General features: G+C 39.7%; 16 protein-coding genes. 5 read left to right on the top strand and 11 right to left on the bottom strand.

Annotated elements, in window-relative coordinates:
• Nucleotides 1-6: 6 nt before the first annotated feature.
• Nucleotides 7-543: a hypoxanthine phosphoribosyltransferase gene (gene hpt / locus ACPEH5_RS19815; protein ID WP_042848219.1), complete on the bottom strand. Its 537-nt coding sequence runs from the start codon at nt 541-543 to the stop codon at nt 7-9.
• Nucleotides 544-670: 127 nt separating this feature from the next.
• Entirely contained in the window at nt 671-2305 is a 1635-nt protein-coding gene (gene cueO / locus ACPEH5_RS19810) for a multicopper oxidase CueO (RefSeq protein ID WP_042848220.1), read from the bottom strand.
• Between the two features lie 240 nt (nt 2306-2545).
• Here cueO and ACPEH5_RS19805 point away from each other — a divergent pair, with 240 nt between their 5' ends.
• Complete coding sequence (locus tag ACPEH5_RS19805; protein ID WP_042848221.1) at nt 2546-2893, top strand: YacC family pilotin-like protein; 348 nt, start codon at nt 2546-2548, stop codon at nt 2891-2893.
• A 104-nt stretch (nt 2894-2997) separates the two neighbouring features.
• On the opposite strand, the gene ACPEH5_RS19800 is transcribed toward ACPEH5_RS19805, so the two are convergent.
• Both ACPEH5_RS19800 and ACPEH5_RS19795 read right to left on the bottom strand, forming a co-directional pair.
• Entirely contained in the window at nt 2998-4038 is a 1041-nt protein-coding gene (locus ACPEH5_RS19800) for an AbrB family transcriptional regulator (RefSeq protein WP_042848222.1), read from the bottom strand.
• A 185-nt stretch (nt 4039-4223) separates the two neighbouring features.
• Nucleotides 4224-4850: a TetR/AcrR family transcriptional regulator gene (locus ACPEH5_RS19795; RefSeq protein ID WP_042848223.1), complete on the bottom strand. Its 627-nt coding sequence runs from the start codon at nt 4848-4850 to the stop codon at nt 4224-4226.
• Between the two features lie 380 nt (nt 4851-5230).
• On the opposite strand from ACPEH5_RS19795, the gene ACPEH5_RS19790 reads away from it, so the two are divergent.
• Complete coding sequence (locus ACPEH5_RS19790) at nt 5231-6451, top strand: Tm-1-like ATP-binding domain-containing protein (RefSeq protein ID WP_042848224.1); 1221 nt, start codon at nt 5231-5233, stop codon at nt 6449-6451.
• 12 nt (nt 6452-6463) lie between these two features.
• Complete coding sequence (locus ACPEH5_RS19785) at nt 6464-7291, top strand: phosphoenolpyruvate hydrolase family protein (RefSeq protein ID WP_042848226.1); 828 nt, start codon at nt 6464-6466, stop codon at nt 7289-7291.
• A gap of 56 nt (nt 7292-7347) precedes the next feature.
• Here the strand turns inward: ACPEH5_RS19785 and ACPEH5_RS19780 are convergent, their stop codons facing one another.
• From ACPEH5_RS19780 to ACPEH5_RS19770, 3 genes are all read right to left on the bottom strand, one after another.
• Complete coding sequence (locus tag ACPEH5_RS19780) at nt 7348-8043, bottom strand: hypothetical protein (RefSeq protein ID WP_166686042.1); 696 nt, start codon at nt 8041-8043, stop codon at nt 7348-7350.
• Nucleotides 8044-8047: 4 nt separating this feature from the next.
• Nucleotides 8048-8785, bottom strand: coding sequence for a hypothetical protein (locus ACPEH5_RS19775; protein ID WP_129466341.1), 738 nt, complete (start codon nt 8783-8785; stop codon nt 8048-8050).
• A gap of 177 nt (nt 8786-8962) precedes the next feature.
• The gene (locus ACPEH5_RS19770; RefSeq protein WP_042848233.1) at nt 8963-9859 is read right to left on the bottom strand and encodes a diaminopimelate dehydrogenase; all 897 of its coding nucleotides are present in this window, start codon (nt 9857-9859) and stop codon (nt 8963-8965) included.
• A gap of 197 nt (nt 9860-10056) precedes the next feature.
• Here ACPEH5_RS19770 and ACPEH5_RS19765 point away from each other — a divergent pair, with 197 nt between their 5' ends.
• Together ACPEH5_RS19765 and ACPEH5_RS19760 are read left to right on the top strand one after the other, a co-directional pair.
• Nucleotides 10057-11403 (top strand): MATE family efflux transporter, encoded by a 1347-nt coding sequence (locus ACPEH5_RS19765; RefSeq protein WP_042848235.1) that lies wholly within the window; start codon nt 10057-10059, stop codon nt 11401-11403.
• A 210-nt stretch (nt 11404-11613) separates the two neighbouring features.
• The gene (locus ACPEH5_RS19760) at nt 11614-12933 is read left to right on the top strand and encodes a serine dehydratase subunit alpha family protein (RefSeq protein ID WP_042848237.1); all 1320 of its coding nucleotides are present in this window, start codon (nt 11614-11616) and stop codon (nt 12931-12933) included.
• A 106-nt stretch (nt 12934-13039) separates the two neighbouring features.
• On the opposite strand, the gene yjiA is transcribed toward ACPEH5_RS19760, so the two are convergent.
• From yjiA to ACPEH5_RS19740, 4 genes are all read right to left on the bottom strand, one after another.
• Entirely contained in the window at nt 13040-14002 is a 963-nt protein-coding gene (yjiA, locus tag ACPEH5_RS19755) for a GTPase (protein ID WP_048608108.1), read from the bottom strand.
• A gap of 36 nt (nt 14003-14038) precedes the next feature.
• Nucleotides 14039-14242 (bottom strand): YbdD/YjiX family protein, encoded by a 204-nt coding sequence (locus tag ACPEH5_RS19750; protein WP_042848243.1) that lies wholly within the window; start codon nt 14240-14242, stop codon nt 14039-14041.
• Nucleotides 14243-14344: 102 nt separating this feature from the next.
• Nucleotides 14345-16498, bottom strand: a complete 2154-nt coding sequence (locus ACPEH5_RS19745) for a carbon starvation CstA family protein (RefSeq protein ID WP_042848244.1) — start codon at nt 16496-16498, stop codon at nt 14345-14347.
• A gap of 430 nt (nt 16499-16928) precedes the next feature.
• Nucleotides 16929-17378, bottom strand: a complete 450-nt coding sequence (locus ACPEH5_RS19740) for a WG repeat-containing protein (protein WP_281110631.1) — start codon at nt 17376-17378, stop codon at nt 16929-16931.
• Nucleotides 17379-18052 lie beyond the last annotated feature (674 nt).

Here is an 18052-nt window from a genome sequence, read left to right as displayed (position 1 = left end):
TATACCTTAATCTTCAAGTAAGGTTACATGACCAATATAAGGTAAATGACGGTACTGTTGAGCGTAATCGATACCATAACCAACCACAAATTTGTCTTCAATTGAATAGCCAATCCACTCGACAGGGACATCCACTTCTCGACGTGAAGGCTTATCAAGTAATGTACAAATTGCGACTGATTTAGGGCCACGTAATTCGAAAATCTCACGGACTTTATTTAAGGTATTGCCTGAATCGATAATATCTTCCACGATCAAGACATGTTTGTCACGAATATCTTCATCCAAATCTTTGACAATTTTCACATCACGACTCGATGTCATTGCATTGCCATAACTTGAAACAGTCATAAAATCGACTTCATGGGGAACATTAATTTTACGGCACAAATCAGCCATAAAAATAAAGGAACCTTTTAGCAGACCAACAAGGACTAACTCACCATCAACTTGTTGATAATGAGTGCTAATTTTATCTGCTAATTCACTGATTCGTTGTGCAATCTCTTCTTCAGAGATCATGACTTCAAGGGTATGTTTCATCTTCAATTACGCATCTATGGAAATGGAAAGCGCGTAATTTTAGCATAGGCAGAACCTAGATACTAATAAAGGAAAATGCAGTACTAAAATTTAGTACTGCATTTTGTCCTAAAAATTAGGATATCGCTTAACTTACAGTAAAGCCCATCATCATGCCGGTGTCTTCATGCTCAAGTAGATGACAGTGAGCCATAAAAGGATGCTGCTGTGTTGCAGGATGATTAAATTCCACCAAAATTTCACTCACTTGCCCTTCAACTTTAACGATGTCTTTCCAACCTTGCCGGTGTGGCGCTACCGCTTGGCCATTTTCTTTCAAAATACGAAAACGCGTTCCATGCACATGGAATGGGTGTAACATCATGTCACCACGCCCTGAAACAACCCAAATCTCTTGCTTACCTATTGGGGCATTAAATGCAGGATGCGTCATTGAGAAAACTTGTCCATTAATAGTATTTGCATTGTGAATGTCTAAATCACCTGAATTAGTTCCACAATGGCCTCCATTTCCCATCCCACCACGTTTATTTCCTTGTCCCATGTTCCCATGGTTCATTTCTCCATTATTCATCATCGCCCCATGACCCATATTTCCCATCATAGCGCCATGTCCGCCCATATTGCCCATCGCTTGCGGACCATATTTTTCACGTAACATCATCATACCTTGCATATCCAAACGCATATCCATCATTAAATGGAACCGGCGGCGATTTAAACCAGCAAGAGAAGGGATAGCCGGTATTGCAGCAAGCGTTGAAGGCAGTTTTCCTTCACTCGGTGTTAATGTTGTTTCGATACGTAAAACAGGTAATGGCTGGTCAAAAGGTGCGATAGTCATACCCATTTGCCCAACAGGTAAGGTCACAAGATCAAAAGCGCGACCATCTGAAGCATCAATAAGTACTTCGAAGCGTTCGCCCATTAAAATAGGTAATTCAGTTAGAGCAACTGGCTCAGCGAGTAAACCGCCATCACTGGCAACAACATACATTTTACGCCCATCACTGGTCGAAATATTTAAGCTACGAGCATTACAGCCATTCAGTAATCTCAAGCGTAGCCAGCCTTTAGGTGCCACATGTTTTGGATAAACAGCCCCGTTAGTTAGCATCATATCGCCAAACCAACCCACCGCAGCACTCATCACATCGAGTTGATAATCAATCTGACCATCATCTTTTAAACGTTTATCTTGTAAAATAACAGGAATATCATCCACTCCCCAAGAACTTGGCAGCCCCTGCTTGGTGCTATCATCGTCTTTAATTATCACTAAGCCCGCTAACCCCATCGCCACTTGGTGGCCTGTTTTTCCATGAGTATGAGGATGGAACCAGCAAGTTGCTTCGCTTTGATTAACCGTAAAATTGACTTTACGGCTTGCTCCTGGTTGGATAATCGCTTGCGGACCACCATCTTGTTCACCTGAGATTTCTAAACCATGCCAATGAACAGTGGTTTCTTCCGGTAGCTGGTTAATAATATTCACATTCACACTTTGCCCGTTTTTCAAACTAACCGCAGGCCCCAGTAAATTTCCGTTATAGCCCCATGTTGTCGTTTTCTTTCCAGGGACAAATTGAGAAACACCTTGCTGAATTGCTAACTGAATATTTCCCTGCTCATCAGGCTCTAGTAATGGCGGAATAGCAAGAGTTGGGTAATTTTCGGCTGCGACCGCGATGCGGCTCCAAATAGGCAGCGCACTTGCAGCGTATGTGATAGCACTTAACTTAAGAAAATCGCGACGTAGCATTGATAACCTTCCTTTTGTTTATCAAATAAATAATCATTATCAGAGTAAGTTATGGCAAATTACCCTTTCTATGCAAAACATGGTTTAATAAAGGAATGATAAAGCCTCCCCTTACAGGAAGGTCAATAAATCCACTCTCTAATTGTGGGTTTATTACATGGATTTAAGAAAAATATAGTTGACTAACAATTCTATTCTTATGCTAACGTAACTTGACATAGAAAACAGATAGAATAACGAATGCGCAAATTTATATTGATGTCATGCCTGATGACTCTGTTAGGGATAACCAATTCTTCCAGAGCACTTTCTAACAATGAAGCTGAAGATCTCGCTGATCTGACGGCTGTTTTCATTTATCTAAAATATGACTGTGGGTACTCCCAAATCCCTGACAGGGAAATCGAACGGGCTATTGTTTACTTCGCTAAAAGTAATAAATGGGATCTGAGCAATTATAATTCTGAAAAAATGACCGTTCTCAATAAAGAAAGTTATAAAGACTTAAAAGGAATACCACTGACAACCGAGTTTAAATGCCAATCACTTGCTCGGGATTCCCTCGGCCTTTTTGCTTACGTTAAATAACCCTAAAATGAATTAATACAGGTTGTTTAAAACCAAGTATAACAAAAGAAAGAAAACACACCCGTACCTTTTCTGTCTGTTTTCTTTCTTTTTATCACGCTACATTACCCTTGCCTTTTAGCCTTTTTCTCCTGCCAAAATAAAGCAATCGATGGAATACTTTGGATAATAACCATTCTGATAATATGGTTTGACATAACAAAGCCAGCATCAAGGTTCATCGTAATCGCAGCAAAGGTCATTGCTTCCATACTACCTGGAGCCCAAGCCAGTAAGAGTACAGAAATATCATAACCCGTTACCCAAGAGGCAAATACAGTAATCAGGAAAGTTAATGCGATATTAATGATAACCACTTGTGCAGAGGAGTAAATATTTTTAATCAATGAGGAAAGTGGGAAAACAATAAAATGATTACCAATGTTCATCCCAATTAATACCATACTCAGTTCAGTTAACATCAATGGGAAACTTAATGGGATATCTAGAAAACTTTGAATCAACGTTGCTGCAGCTAATGACGTTAGCATAAAAGGGGCTGGAACCCTTAAACGCTGCAAAATAAGCCCTGCCCCCAAACCAACCGCTATAATCACCAATAACCATAGCGTTGAGGTTAAAGTTAGTACTGGTAATTCTATGATAGGTTGCGGATCACCATCACTACCTACAACAATCCCTGCTAATAGAATCAGGATAATTAAGCGAATTGTATGTGAAATAACAATTTTTTGTGGCGGCGTATGGGTATGGTCAGTTAAGGCTAAAATAGCTGCCATTGCCCCAGGCACTGAGCCAAGCATTGCTTCTTGTTTCGTCCAACCAACTTTTCGATAAAACCAAAAAAAACTAAATGAAAATTGTACCGCTAAACATACAACTAACATTAATAATAAAAGAAATAAATTATCTGCCTCATTAAGGGAAACCTGATTAAACATCAACCCAACAGAAGTCCCTAAGGTAACTTGAACGAAAGTAATCGTATGCTTAGGTACAGCAAAAGAAACACCAAAACGATGAAAAATAATAACAGCGATAATCGGCCCAAACATAAGTGCAAGTGGGATACCTAGGTAAGTAAGCCCACCGCCGATCAATGAACAGATGGCAATCCCACCTATCATTTTCAATAACTTCATCATATGGCATTAACCGTTCAGATTATTTATAGCCTTAGTTTATATCATATTAACGATGCCATATGGGGCTAGTATCGATTTAATTATCACCATAGTAATTATTCACTACTAATTGATTATTTATCAGACTTTGATTTTATCTTTTTGACTTCAGTCGATAAAAACCAGTTAAGTCCGTTAACGAATATTTACTTATTCGCATTATCTGCAACGGCTTGGTTCATGATCGCTTTTGCCATCCACTGCGCTAATTCGGTGACTTGGGAATCTTCCATTTTCCAAATATCTTTCAACACTAAAAATATTTCAGAGCCGTAAATAACAGAAAAAGCACGGATCACTTTATCAATAATTTCTTGCGGAAATTCTGATTTCATTGGTGACGTCACCATCGTTAGGATATCTTTACGGTTACCTCTTTCCAGCCGTTTGTCTTTTATACTGAGTGGGGTAGACCGACCTTGAGCCCATTGTTGTAATGATGCTTGTAACGCCGCTCGCAATACTCCTTCATGTTCAAACATTCGAGGAAAAGCATATGTTAATAGCTCATCAATGCGCTCTTCCGTTTTTACGCTTTGTGGGCGCCAAGTTAAAATAGGCCCTAAACTCTCATTAACTACTGCGGTAATTAAATCAGTTTGTGTTGGAAAGTATCGATATGCAGTTGCACGAGAAACTCCTGCTTCTAAAGCGAGTTCCGAAACAGAAGGCATAGCTCCCTTTTCAAATAAATCTAAAGCCGTAGTGACCAATAGTACATAGGTACGTTTTCGAGTGCCCTTATATTGTAGTTCTGAATTAATCTTCGGCATTATTTACCCTTAAAATACTGTTTCTTACCACAAGTTTAGTCAATGTCACTAATAAAGCACAACAACAAGCAAGTAACCATCTCTATTAAAAAGATGAATTTACGCTGTCACCTCGAGCTTTTCCCTGCTCTCCATAAAACAAATTATCATTCATGATAAATTATACTGTAACTTTGTATTACCAACCTAATCATTGATTCACCATCATAAAAAACAATTACTAATATTTATCAATAAGATATAGATACTAACAACTATTTACCTCTACAACAAACCTAAAAATGAGACGGCAGTCTCATTTTACATTTATCCACAATGATACTATAGTCTCATTGTGATGGGAAATTCAACGACCTGCTTCTATCTGAAAGGATTTTTCAATGAAAAAAAATCAGGGTTTTATCTATGTTGCAACAACACTTGATACCAAAAGCGCTGAAGTTTTTTATGTCAGTGAATTAATAAAAAGTGCCGGATTAGCTGTGCGTACTGTTGACCTGACAACACAAAAGACTCAATTAGAAAAAAATGCAGATGTCAGTGCAAGTACTGTAGCAAGTTTTCACCCTCTTGGTGCAAACGCCGTATTCTGTGGCGATAGAGGTAAAGCAATAGAAGCGATGGCACAAGCCTTTAGCTTATATCTTTCAGCCCAAACAGATGTAGCTGCAATTCTTGGTTTAGGCGGCTCAGGCGGTACTGCGCTAATCACACCAGCAATGCAAGTATTACCCGTTGGTATTCCTAAGCTCATGGTATCCACTATGGCCTCAGGAGATATTTCTGGCTATATCGGAGCCAGTGATATTTCTATGATGTACTCCGTAACAGATGTATCAGGATTAAATGTAATTTCCCGTAAGGTATTAAAAAATGCCGCGAACCAAATCGCTGGGGCTGTTTGGTTTGATCAAGACACCGAAGAAAACATTGATTTGAAACCAGCAATTGCCTTAACTATGTTTGGTGTCACCACCCCATGTGTTCAGCAATTAACCGCGCAATTAGAAGAACAATATGACTGCCTTGTATTCCATGCAACGGGCAGTGGCGGTAAAGCGATGGAAAAACTGATTGATAGTAAGCTACTTCATTCCGTATTAGATATCACGACGACTGAGGTTTGTGATTACCTTTTTGGCGGCGTGTTAGCCTGTGATGAAGATCGTTTTGGCGCTATCGAACGCACTCAGACACCTTGCGTTATGTCCTGTGGCGCTTTGGATATGGTCAATTTTGGCCGCCCTTCTACGGTTCCCGAACATTACCAAGACCGCTTATTTTATCATCATAATGCCCAAGTCACATTGATGAGAACAACAAAAGAAGAAAACCAACAGATGGGCCGCTGGATCGCCGAAAAATTAAATCGTTGTGAGGGAGAGATCCGTTTTATTGTTCCAACAGCAGGGTTTTCAGCATTAGATATCGATGGGGCTCCTTTCTGGGACCCAATTGCTGACCAAGCCTTTATTGATGCGCTCAATGAAAATTTAATTAAAACAGAAAAAAGACAGCTTATTTTGAGTCCTTATCACATTAACTCCCAAGAGTTTTGTGAGCAGGTTATTCAACTACACCAGGATATTTTGAACAAATAATAGAGGTTAATTATGAAACATAACCGCGCAGATTTATTAAAAAAATTCAGAGCAATGATTGCTCGTGGCGAACCAATTATCGGCGGTGGTGCTGGTACGGGTCTATCTGCTAAGTGTGAAGAGGCTGGCGGTATTGATTTAATTGTTATTTATAATTCAGGCCGTTACCGTATGGCGGGTCGTGGGTCACTCGCAGGCTTACTCGCTTACGGCAATGCCAATGAAATTGTCATGGATATGGCAAAAGAAGTATTACCAGTAGTTAAGCACACCCCTGTTCTTGCTGGTGTAAACGGTACTGACCCATTCTGCCAATTTGATAAGTTTTTAGATGACATCAAAACAACAGGCTTTGCGGGCGTACAAAACTTCCCAACAGTTGGCTTAATCGATGGTAATTTCCGTGCTAATTTGGAAGAAACGGGAATGGGTTATGACCTAGAAGTCGATATGATCCGTATGGCACATGAAAAAGACCTCCTGACAACGCCATACGTATTTAGCGCTGAAGATGCTGTAGCGATGACTGAAGCAGGCGCTGATATCATCGTGCCACACATGGGGCTAACAACAGGTGGTAATATTGGTGCAGAAACCGCACTGACACTGAAAGATTGTGTGCCACTAATCAATGAATGGGCTAAAGCCGCTAAAGCAGTACGTGATGATGTTATTGTGCTTTGTCACGGTGGCCCTATCGCAACACCTGAAGATGCCGAATATATTTTAGCAAACTGCCCTGACTGCCATGGTTTTTATGGCGCAAGTTCAATGGAACGTTTGCCTACCGAAGTTGCACTCACAAAGACTACACAGCAATTTAAAACAATAACACGTTAATTTTTATTATTTTTTTGTTTTGCCAACACCAGGCGCCTATTTCGATAGGCGCTTTTTTATTTTTTATGCCGTTTTAAAAAACGCCACAACACCCAAAGCAGAGAAGTAGAATAGTACAAAACGCCAAATTGAATAATGATTAATGGGTTTTCTGTCATGCCTGTCATTTTTAACATGCCATAATAATTATTCTCTTCAAGGTATTGCTCAGTGAGCCCCCCTTGGGGTAAATAATGCGTTAGAAATACAGCAATGATAAAACACGCAACATAATGGCGTAATTTTGCAATCCCTTCATCGAAGGCATTAAAATTATCAAATTGGCTCCCTTGTTGGCGTCCAATGATAATTCGATTAATTAACGTAGCAGCGTAAATATAAAGAATAGCAGAAGAATTAATCTGTGTTGTATGAAAAATATAGGCCACACCGCCTAAAATAGCAGCCACAAAAACAAAGAAAAAACCACGTTGTAACACTGCCATCATCGTGCCCATATGCACTAAAATAAATTCGAACAGCAGAATCAACACCATATTGTAAACAACTTCAACCCCCGACCAATCGGGGAAAAACCATAAAGACAATAAAAAACCGATATAAAAAATAGTTAAGCCATGATCCACTAACTCAGGTAAAAAACTCATCATTCCTTGCTGTTTGTCTGATGCAACAAAATGACGTTTCCCTTTCGCTGTAAATGATGTCGAGCGTTTATTGGCATGTTTTCTATTTCTGATCTTCCTTGCCACAATATTACTTCTCTTTTTTTTGGTAAATAGAGTGCCCTTTACACAAAAAATGCATTAGGCAGGCCATAAATAACGGCATTCCAAAGTAAAGAACACCAAAAGCAAAAGCCACATGAGGTTTTTCTGGAAATTCACCGCCTGAAGAAATACTGGAATAATAATCAATGGACCTTAAATACTCTGGCGTTAATCCACCATAAGGAACAAGAAAAGACAAAATAATTACAAAGAAAATACAAAACATGAAATTTAATGCCATCAAAGCCGAATAGCCCATATTTTCTCCGCGTTCTTGTTCTGTACGACTACTGATACCAAAAAGCATTCGGTTCGCCACAGTAGCACTATACAAGTATAAGATTAGCGGAGAGTCACCTAATACTGCCATATTAATTGCTAATGCAAATAAACCATATAGCAACGCAAATAGCATTAATATCCGCCAATCACGAAATACCGCCATAAATACACCGGAGTGAACTAAAATAAATTCAAAGATCAGGATCAGCGTTAGGTTATAGATAATTTCCACCGTGTAATACTCAGGAAAAAACCACACTGATAAAATAAAGCCAACATAGAAAAGAGAGAAACCATAATTAATTAGCTTTGAAAAAACGCGAATAAGACTAAAAGAATGTGAACTTTCTTGCACACTTTTTACTGCTGGTTCTTTTGGGAAAAAACCTTGGTTTTTATTTGTTTTGCTTTCCACTTGTCCATTCCCTGACGACTTCGCCATTATCTTACTCCGTTTTTCAACAATATATTTTTTCTTTATAAGCTACTTGATAATACAAATAATAAACAGTGCCTTAAATCTGAATAACAAACTTAGCGTAAGAACAACTGTAATAAATTAAGACAAGATGACATGGAATGAACCTCCATGCCATTAATGAAAAATTACCTATTGTGATTAAACCAATTTGGCAATTAATGTATCTAAATCACCTTGCAGGAAATTCACTGGTGGGATTTCAATCACAGTATAAGCACCCGCAGCTTGCTTCATGGTAGCTCGAGCAGCAGAAACCATAAACTGTGAGGTTAACGCCGGGTTATTAATGCGCATTGAGTATTCAAATAACTGATTATGTGTTGCCCCTGAAACCCCTTTGTGGGTCATATGAACGCCATGACCAACATCTTTTAGTGCATCAATACTATCGACTTGGCGAATATGCGTCTCATCTGATGAAAAATAACTATCCGCTTTAATGGCTTGAGCCACATCATCAAACTTTGCACCCGCTTCAAGTTCAATGTATACCATGCGGCGGTGAACCCCTGTTCCCAACGGAATAGTCACAGATAGAGCATCTTTTACCCCATCAATGGCTTTGGCTGCCACACTGTGCCCCATGCTCATACCGGGACCAAAGTTAGTATAAGTCACACCTTTTGGCGCCATAGCTAACATTAAAGTACGCATGATAGAATCTGAGCCGGGGTCCCAGCCAGCAGAGACAACCGCCACACTATTATGCTGTTTAGCCACGTCATCTAAACGGTGTTTTAACGCCACAATATCTGAGTGAACATCAAAGCTATCAACAGTATTAATCCCCTTGGCCAGTATTTTTTCTGCTAATGGCGCGATCGCACGCGTTGGCGAACACAGTAGAGCAACATCTACCTTCCCTAGCTTTTCAATATCATCAACCACTTTATAAGCGGAAAGTTCAGCAGGAATATCTTGTGTATTACGACGCACGATGCCAACCAGCTCAAAATCTTCAGCGGCTAGAACAGCTTCTAGTGCATAGCGACCAATATTGCCATAGCCCACTATTGCTGCTTTAATTTTTGTCATTTTTACTCCTATACAGTTCTGATGTTGCTTATTAATTAATTTATAGCGAAATTAAATCTAACAGAATAAGTAAAAGTAAACAAAACATTAGCTTTATTCAGATGGAAGCATTTTAACCCTATTTTCATTGTTGGAATCCATGTAGAATTAGCGGTTCAGAATACTTTCCCAAATACTTATGAATATAAAGGTTCTCAATGCATCAATCCGATGTGACTGAGCGATCACTCTTTTCGCTCAGCTGGCCAATTTTTATCGATATTTTTCTCCATTTGGCCACTTTATTAATTAATACCTATATGGTCAGCCACGTTTCTACTGCCTATTTAGCTGCAATGGGTGTAGGTAACCAAGTGTTTGACCTTTTTATTACTATTTTTAACTTTATTAGTGTGGGGTGCAGTGTTGTTATTGCTCAATATTTAGGGGCTGGACGCCGTGAAAAGGCAAGCCAAGCGATCCATATTTCTATCGCATTTAACTTTATTCTTGGCTTTTCTAGTGCCCTCGTCGCTTTATTTTTTGGTTACAGTATTTTAACCATTATGAATATGCCATCACATTTGATGGCTGACGGTTATACTTATTTACGTATTTTAGGTATTTGCTTAATTCCTGAAGCCATTTCCATTATTTTAGCCGCATGCTTGCGGGTTTATGGAAAGGCTCAGCCAGCCATGTGGGTTACATTGATTGCCAACGTAATTACTGTTTTTGGAAATATTATTGTACTTTATGGTTTCTTTGGCTTACCTCAATACGGTCTTGAAGGCGTTGCATGGTCGACAGTTGTCGGTCGTGTTGTTGCCGTGATCCTACTCTTTTGCCTGCTGTTTTATGGCCTACGTATCAAATTTGTGCCGATAATGTTGGTCCACTGGTCACGTAAAATGCTGGGCAAAATCTTGCATATTGGTCTCCCCTCTGCAGGGGAAAACCTTGTCTGGATCCTACACTTTATGACGGCTTCTGCCTTTATTGGTTTAATGGGCGAAACCTCACTAGCAGCGCAGACACTCTATTTTCAATTATCCTTATTTATCATGCTATTTGGTATTTCTATCAGTATTGGTAATGAAATTATGGTTGGTCACCTTGTTGGTGCAAAACGTTTTGAAGATGCCTTTAATCGGGGAGTGAAAAGCCTCAAGATGGGGTTCTACGTCACTATTGGTGTGGTGATCGCCTTTTGGTTATTACGTGACCCTATCCTAAATAACATTACTGATGACCAAGGTATTATTGAACTACTATTGCCACTGTTCTTACTGTCTGTCTTTTTAGAACCAGGTAGGACCATTAATATTGTGATGGTGAATGCATTACGCGCATCAGGAGATGCCCGTTTTCCACTGTGCACTGCAATTATCTTTATGTGGGGTGTCGCTATTCCGTTAGGTTATTTCTTAGGCATTAAAATGGAAATGGGCTTACTCGGTATTTGGCTCGGTTTCTTCGCCGATGAATGGTTACGTGGTTTAACCAATGCATGGCGCTGGCGTTCACGCAAATGGCAAAGCAAACGCCTAGACCTTGAAAGTTAGTAACCTACTATGATCACTTTGTCTTGCTCATTTTTAAGCAGCAGGGCAAAGTGACCGAGTTCAACATTGGGAAAATTTATTCTTTATAAATTAAATTAGGGAAAATTTTTCTCTTTGCATCTTATATCCCCCCAAACATAGCGAAGTTTTTCTCCAGCTTGTTGTTTAAAATAACAAAATCAAAAAAGATTTTATTAAGGGGGACTTGCCATGCATGCTCAATCACAACCATTACTTTGGCAATATTTTATCAATGCGGTAAAACAAGAAGTCAAACCAGCCTTAGGTTGTACTGAGCCAATTTCATTGGCATATGCAGCGGCTAAAGCGGCGTCCCTCCTTGATGGGCAAGTTATTCGTGTTTGTGCCTTTGTTTCACCAAACTTAATGAAAAATGGTATGGGTGTCACCGTTCCTGGAACCGGCATGGTGGGTTTGCCTATCGCAGCAGCATTAGGCGCCATTGGCGGTGATGCAGAAGCGGGTTTAGAAGTTCTAAAATCCGCATCAGCGCAGGCCATTGCGCTAAGTAAAACGATGTTAGAACAAGGAGCTATCACCGTTGATATTAAACATCCATGCAGTGACGTTATATATTCAGAAGCAACGGTGTATACACAAACGGGTTCAGCTACCGTTATTATTGCGGGTTCTCACACAAATATCGTTAAAATCATTCATAACCAGCAAATATGCTTCGATGCTACATTAAACAAACCTCAATCCGATGATGCTGCTGACTGTGCAGCAGATGTTGCCCTTCCCCCTGTCACCGCGAAGTCAGTTTATCAATTTGCGACCCAAGCACCACTGGAAGATATTCGTTTCATCTTAGAAGCCGCACATTTAAATGAAGCGTTATCTCAAGAAGGGCTACGTAATGTCTATGGTTTACATATTGGTAAAACACTGCAAACTCAACGTGACCGTGGCTTGCTGTCAAAAGATCTAATGTCAGAAATTATGATCCGCACCTCCGCTGCCTCTGATGCGCGAATGGGAGGGGCCGTTTTACCCGCGATGAGCAACTCAGGTTCGGGTAACCAAGGTATTGCCGCAACCATGCCTGTTGTTGTCACCGCCGATTATTTACAGTCCTCTGAGGAGCAACTGGCTCGTGCATTAATGTTGTCGCACCTAATGGCAATTTACATCCATAATCAACTCCCAGCCCTGTCGGCGCTATGTGCAGCAACTACCGCTGCAATGGGTGCTGCCGCGGGGATAGCCTGGTTATTAGAATCCCGCTATGAAGTTGTCGCTATGGCAATTTCTAGCATGATTGGCGATGTCAGTGGGATGATTTGCGACGGTGCATCAAACAGTTGTGCAATGAAAGTTTCCACGAGTGCAAGTGCAGCCTATAAAGCCGTACTCATGGCGTTAGATAATAGCTGTGTCAAAGGGTCTGATGGGATTGTTTCTGACGATGTTGACCAATCTATCGCTAATTTATGCTCACTTGCTGCTGGTTCAATGAAATATACGGATGTGCAAATCATTGAGATTATGGCTGCTAAAGCACGTTAACTCTTCGTCTTGAACGCTGATGGTACCTTAAAATTCATTGCTCCCCATCAGCGCTAATGACTTTTCGTTGAAATAAACCGCTTTAAATCCGTTTTTCAGCCATGCTTTATTTGGCTTCTAATGCCGCAAATTTTTCACGGATCATCGCTTCAGGAAGGTCGATGCCAATAAAGACTAACACACTGCTACGTTGTTCACCCTCTTCCCAATCTCTATCCCAATCTGCACTATAAAGACGCTGAACCCCTTGAAATAAGAGCCGCTTAGGTTCATCCTTAATGGATAAAATACCTTTATACCGCAATAGATTATCAGCAAAACTGAGCAACAAATCTTCCATCACTTGGGAAACTTCCATCAGTTCAACAGGGTAATCAAATTCAAGTACAATCGACCCCACCTCGTTTTGTTGTTTAGGTGCAAAACGGAAAGTAGGTTGTTTCACATTCAGTGTTGAATCGAGTAAAAAACCTTCAATATCTAATAATAAATTTAAATTGATGTCCCCATGAATAACAGGGTAAATCGGAGCTCTCGCATTGATCCGTTGTAGGCGTTCAATTAAAGCTTCAGTATTCGGCTCAATATCTGTTTTGGTGAGTAAAATGCGGTCAGCATAACCAATTTGCGCTTGAGCAATAGCAAAATCATTCAGTTGTTTCTCTGCATGAACGGCATCCACTAAAGTAATAATACCATCTAACAAATAACGTTCACACAATACCTCATGGGAAAAAAACGTCTGAGTAATTGGCCCTGGATCTGCCATGCCAGTACATTCAATCACTAAACGGTCAAAGTCTAATTTCCCACTATCCAACCCATCTAATAGGTCTAATAATGCATTTTCTAATTCATTGGAACGACTGCAACAAATACATCCATTACTTAATGTGGTAATTTGTGTCGCTCGATCGCCAATTAATGCATTATCGATAGGCACTTCGCCAAATTCATTTTCAATCACCGCTATTTTATGGCCATGCTCTGTATGAAGAATATGACTAAGGAGTGTCGTTTTACCTGCACCGAGAAAACCGGTTAAAATTGTGACATTAATTGGTTTCATTATTACCCCCACCGCATTCATTTACCGAAGTAATCATTAACAGCAGCGAAACCCGCCTTTGCCACTGCCACCATATCGTGCATCCTGCCTTTCACGAAAAAACTCGTTATACGTCATCACCGGTTTATCGGAATGATTATCTTTCATATGCTGCACATAAGTATCATAGTCAGGGATACCGATTAACATACGCGCAGCTTGCCCAAGGTACTTACCTGTTTTGCCGAGGTTTCCAAACATCAGCCTCTCCAATGTAAATGCCCTACATTATGAATACACAATGTAGGGCGACCTTTCAGTTGCCGAGTACCTTTCGGTAACTCAGCATGATTGAAGGGTGACTTAATGTGAAGATGAAACTTTCACGCCCTCTTTCGGTACAGGAACATAAGGTGTTTCTTTATCTGTACGCTGCGGATTTTTGTGTGCTTTCATCCCGACGCGGATACCATAAAAAATGATACCGTAAACAACCACTAAGAATAGAACACTCAAGCCAGCATTGGTGTAGTTATTAATAATAATGTGATTCATATTAGTAATTTCTTGTGCCGTTAATTCCGCACCACCCGCTGCAATCTTATCTTTATAAGATTTAGCTAAATACATGAAGCCTTCTAATTGTGGATTATCACTGAATAGTTTCAGACCTAGCGCCCAAGTAGTACAGATTAATAACCATACTGCTGGTAATACGGTAACCATTATATATTTACTGCGCTTCATCTTAATCAGAACAACTGTACTTAAGACTAATGCAACCGCAGCTAACATCTGGTTGGAGATACCGAACAATGGCCATAAGCTCTTAACACCACCCAGAGGGTCAACAACACCTTGATACAGTAAGTAACCCCATAGACCAACACACCCTGCGGTACCGATAATACCCGCAACCAATGAGTCCGTTTTCTTCAGGAATGGAACAAAGTTACCTAACAAATCTTGCAGCATAAAGCGGCCAGAACGAGTTCCTGCATCAAGTGCAGTTAAGATAAACAGCGCTTCAAACAAGATCCCAAAGTGATACCAGAAGCCCATATTTGCCGCTGGCATAATTTCATGGAATACAAATGCAATACCGACAGCTAAAGTTGGCGCACCACCCGCACGGTTCAAAACAGACGGCTCACCAATATCTTTCGCCGTTTGCATAATTTGTTCAGGTGAAATTACGAAGCCCCAAGAGCTGACTGTTGCCGCCGCATGAACAGAAACATCTTTCAGTTGAGCCATAATAGCTGCGCCGTCAGGCCCACCGAGTTCGTGCAAGTTAGGCATTGTAATACCTAAAGCCGCTGGCGGTGTATTCATAGCAAAATACAGACCAGGCTCGATAATTGAAGCAGCAACCAGCGCCATAACAGCAACGAAAGATTCCATTAACATGGCACCATAACCGATATAGCGCGCATCTTTTTCGTTTGCTAATAATTTCGGAGTTGTTCCCGAAGAAATTAATGCGTGGAAACCAGATACGGCACCACATGCAATGGTAATGAACAAGAATGGGAATAATGTCCCTTTCCAAACTGGGCCAGTTCCATCAACGAATTGTGTTACTGCTGGCATTTTCAGTTCAGGGTTAAGAATAACAATACCGATGGCTAAACCCACGATGACCCCAATTTTTAAGAAGGTCGCTAAATAGTCACGTGGCGCTAAAATTAACCAAACAGGTAATAATGCAGAAATGAATGCATAGCCAACTAATGCGTAGGTAATAGTTGTATCTTTAAAGGTCAGTGCAGGTCCCCAATATGGGTCATGAGCAATCACCCCACCGAACCAGATTGATGCGACAAGTAATACAATACCAATAACCGAAACTTCACCCACACGTCCCGGCCGGATATATCGCATATATATCCCCATAAACAATGCGATTGGTACTGTAGAACAAACAGTGAATACCCCCCATGGACTTTCCGCTAGAGCTTTCACCACAATCAATGCTAATACAGCAAGAATAATGATCATAATAAGGAAGCAACCAAAAAGTGCTAGAGTACCTGGGATTGGCCCCAACTCTTCCTTAACGATCTCCCCTAATGATGCCCCATTACGGCGTGAAGAAATAAACAACACCATAAAGTCTTGCACCGCGCCCGCAAGCACAACCCCGGCCAATAACCATAACGTACCGGGTAAATAACCAACTTGAGCAGCAAGCACCGGCCCAACTAATGGCCCCGCCCCTGCAATTGCAGCAAAGTGGTGACCAAAAAGAACGTTTTTATTTGTTGGTACATAATTTAATCCATCATTATTAATGACGGCGGGTGTTGCACGAGTTTCATCCAACTTCATCACTTTTTTAGCGATGTATAAACTGTAATATCGATATGCAATGAGATAGACCGCTACAGAAGCAACAACTATCCATAGCGCACTGATGTGCTCGCCACGTCTAAGCGCGACTACACCTAAACAGACTGCACCAATAATTCCAAGGATCATCCACGGAATATGCTTTAAAATGCCATTTTTGTTCATAGAACACCCTTCTGAGGTAAAACGAACATGCCTTTGATTTTGTATTTACCATCAGTGAAAAATGGATAACTATTTATTGCTAGCGTGTCATTCATCACTGATGATTTTTTATTGGCAGTGGTTGAACGGTAAAAATAAAAATGAGTTCTGCCATGGGGTCTATGGTAATAAATTATACGCCGTCATTGTTTAAAGTTATGCTAAGCGGTGTTATACAGACTTAAGCGGTTTATTTTTTGCTGTGAATGGTTTTTAGGGGGGGTAAACAAGATAAAAACTGTGATCTAAATAACAATTACAATTAGTTTTCAATTAGTTAATTACTATAAATTAATTAACTAAAATGAGTATTATTGTAAATAAATGGCAAATAAAACGTAAAAACAGCCAATCATTCGTAATTAATGTGTTTAAATATCAAAACACGTTACTAGTGAGTAATTGTTGTCCATTTACCACCTGTCCACCAACTGTGCTCGCCATCCGTTTGTGTTTCACAACCAATACCGACTTTCGCTTTCCCACCTTTAAAAGGGTAAGCACAATCATAAATAGCATCGAATACAATTTTCCCTGTGACTTCGTCTGCAAAACCTATTTTGTTCCCTTTACGAAACCGATATAACCCCTCTTGAGGTTCATCAGGCCAATTATCAAAATAATAAAGTTGATAAACCTCATCCCCCTTCTTATCGACCACAACTAACCCCTTATTCGATAGTTTGCGTAAGCAATATTGAAAATAAGATTGGTTGTCAAAACACTGAATATTGTCTTTCTCACCAGAAACCCATAAACGAAATTGTTCATCAAGGCCTTGCCCAACAGACAAAAAAGAGACAAAAACTAATGAAAGAACACTTATAAAATAATGCATCATGGTTTTCCCTTGTTTTAAGTCAGCCTGTATCAATTGTTCTTTATGATAATCAGACACTATCGCTTAGTGATTTCACTTATACACTAGATACTATAACGAGTATCTCCCCGTGTGAAACTCAGAATAAACAGAAATAGCAAATTTTTATAAGAATAATCCCAGAGAAAAAATAGAAAAACATTGTTTTCACATTTCCCTCTATTTCGATGAGGCTAACAACTATCTTCTTTTAATTAATGGTGTTCTATGTACGTTACCAAAAAAATGATCAAGATTAATTTAAGTGTTAATAGAAAATAAATAATAGGCATTTTTATCACACCTCGTAGTTATTCGTAACATTTAGCCCGCATACGCATCTTGTGTGTTATTTTTAGCGACAAATTGTGTGTAAATGTTAATTTCAACATTTACGCCTGAATTAACATGTTAATTAAATTATTTTTAGAATATATAACTGAACCACAACTCGAAATATTAGTTAAGCTACATATAAAAAACATAACCTATTGATATGAATTGAAAATAACAATTTGAAAACTATTTAAAAACCCTAAAAATGGATTTTTCACCGGTTTAACAACCTATATGAGTAGAATTAATATTATCCACGAACTCTGGTAGACAAGAGTTAATTAAATAGACATGAAGATATTTTAAAGTTAAGTTTTTAC

It is taken from the genome of Providencia sp. NPDC089933 (genome assembly GCF_049545585.1).
In the GTDB taxonomy this organism is placed as follows: Bacteria; Pseudomonadota; Gammaproteobacteria; order Enterobacterales; family Enterobacteriaceae; genus Providencia; species Providencia huashanensis.
The sequence above is the reverse complement of the archived record's forward strand: the minus strand, read 5'-3'. Positions and strand labels throughout refer to the sequence as shown.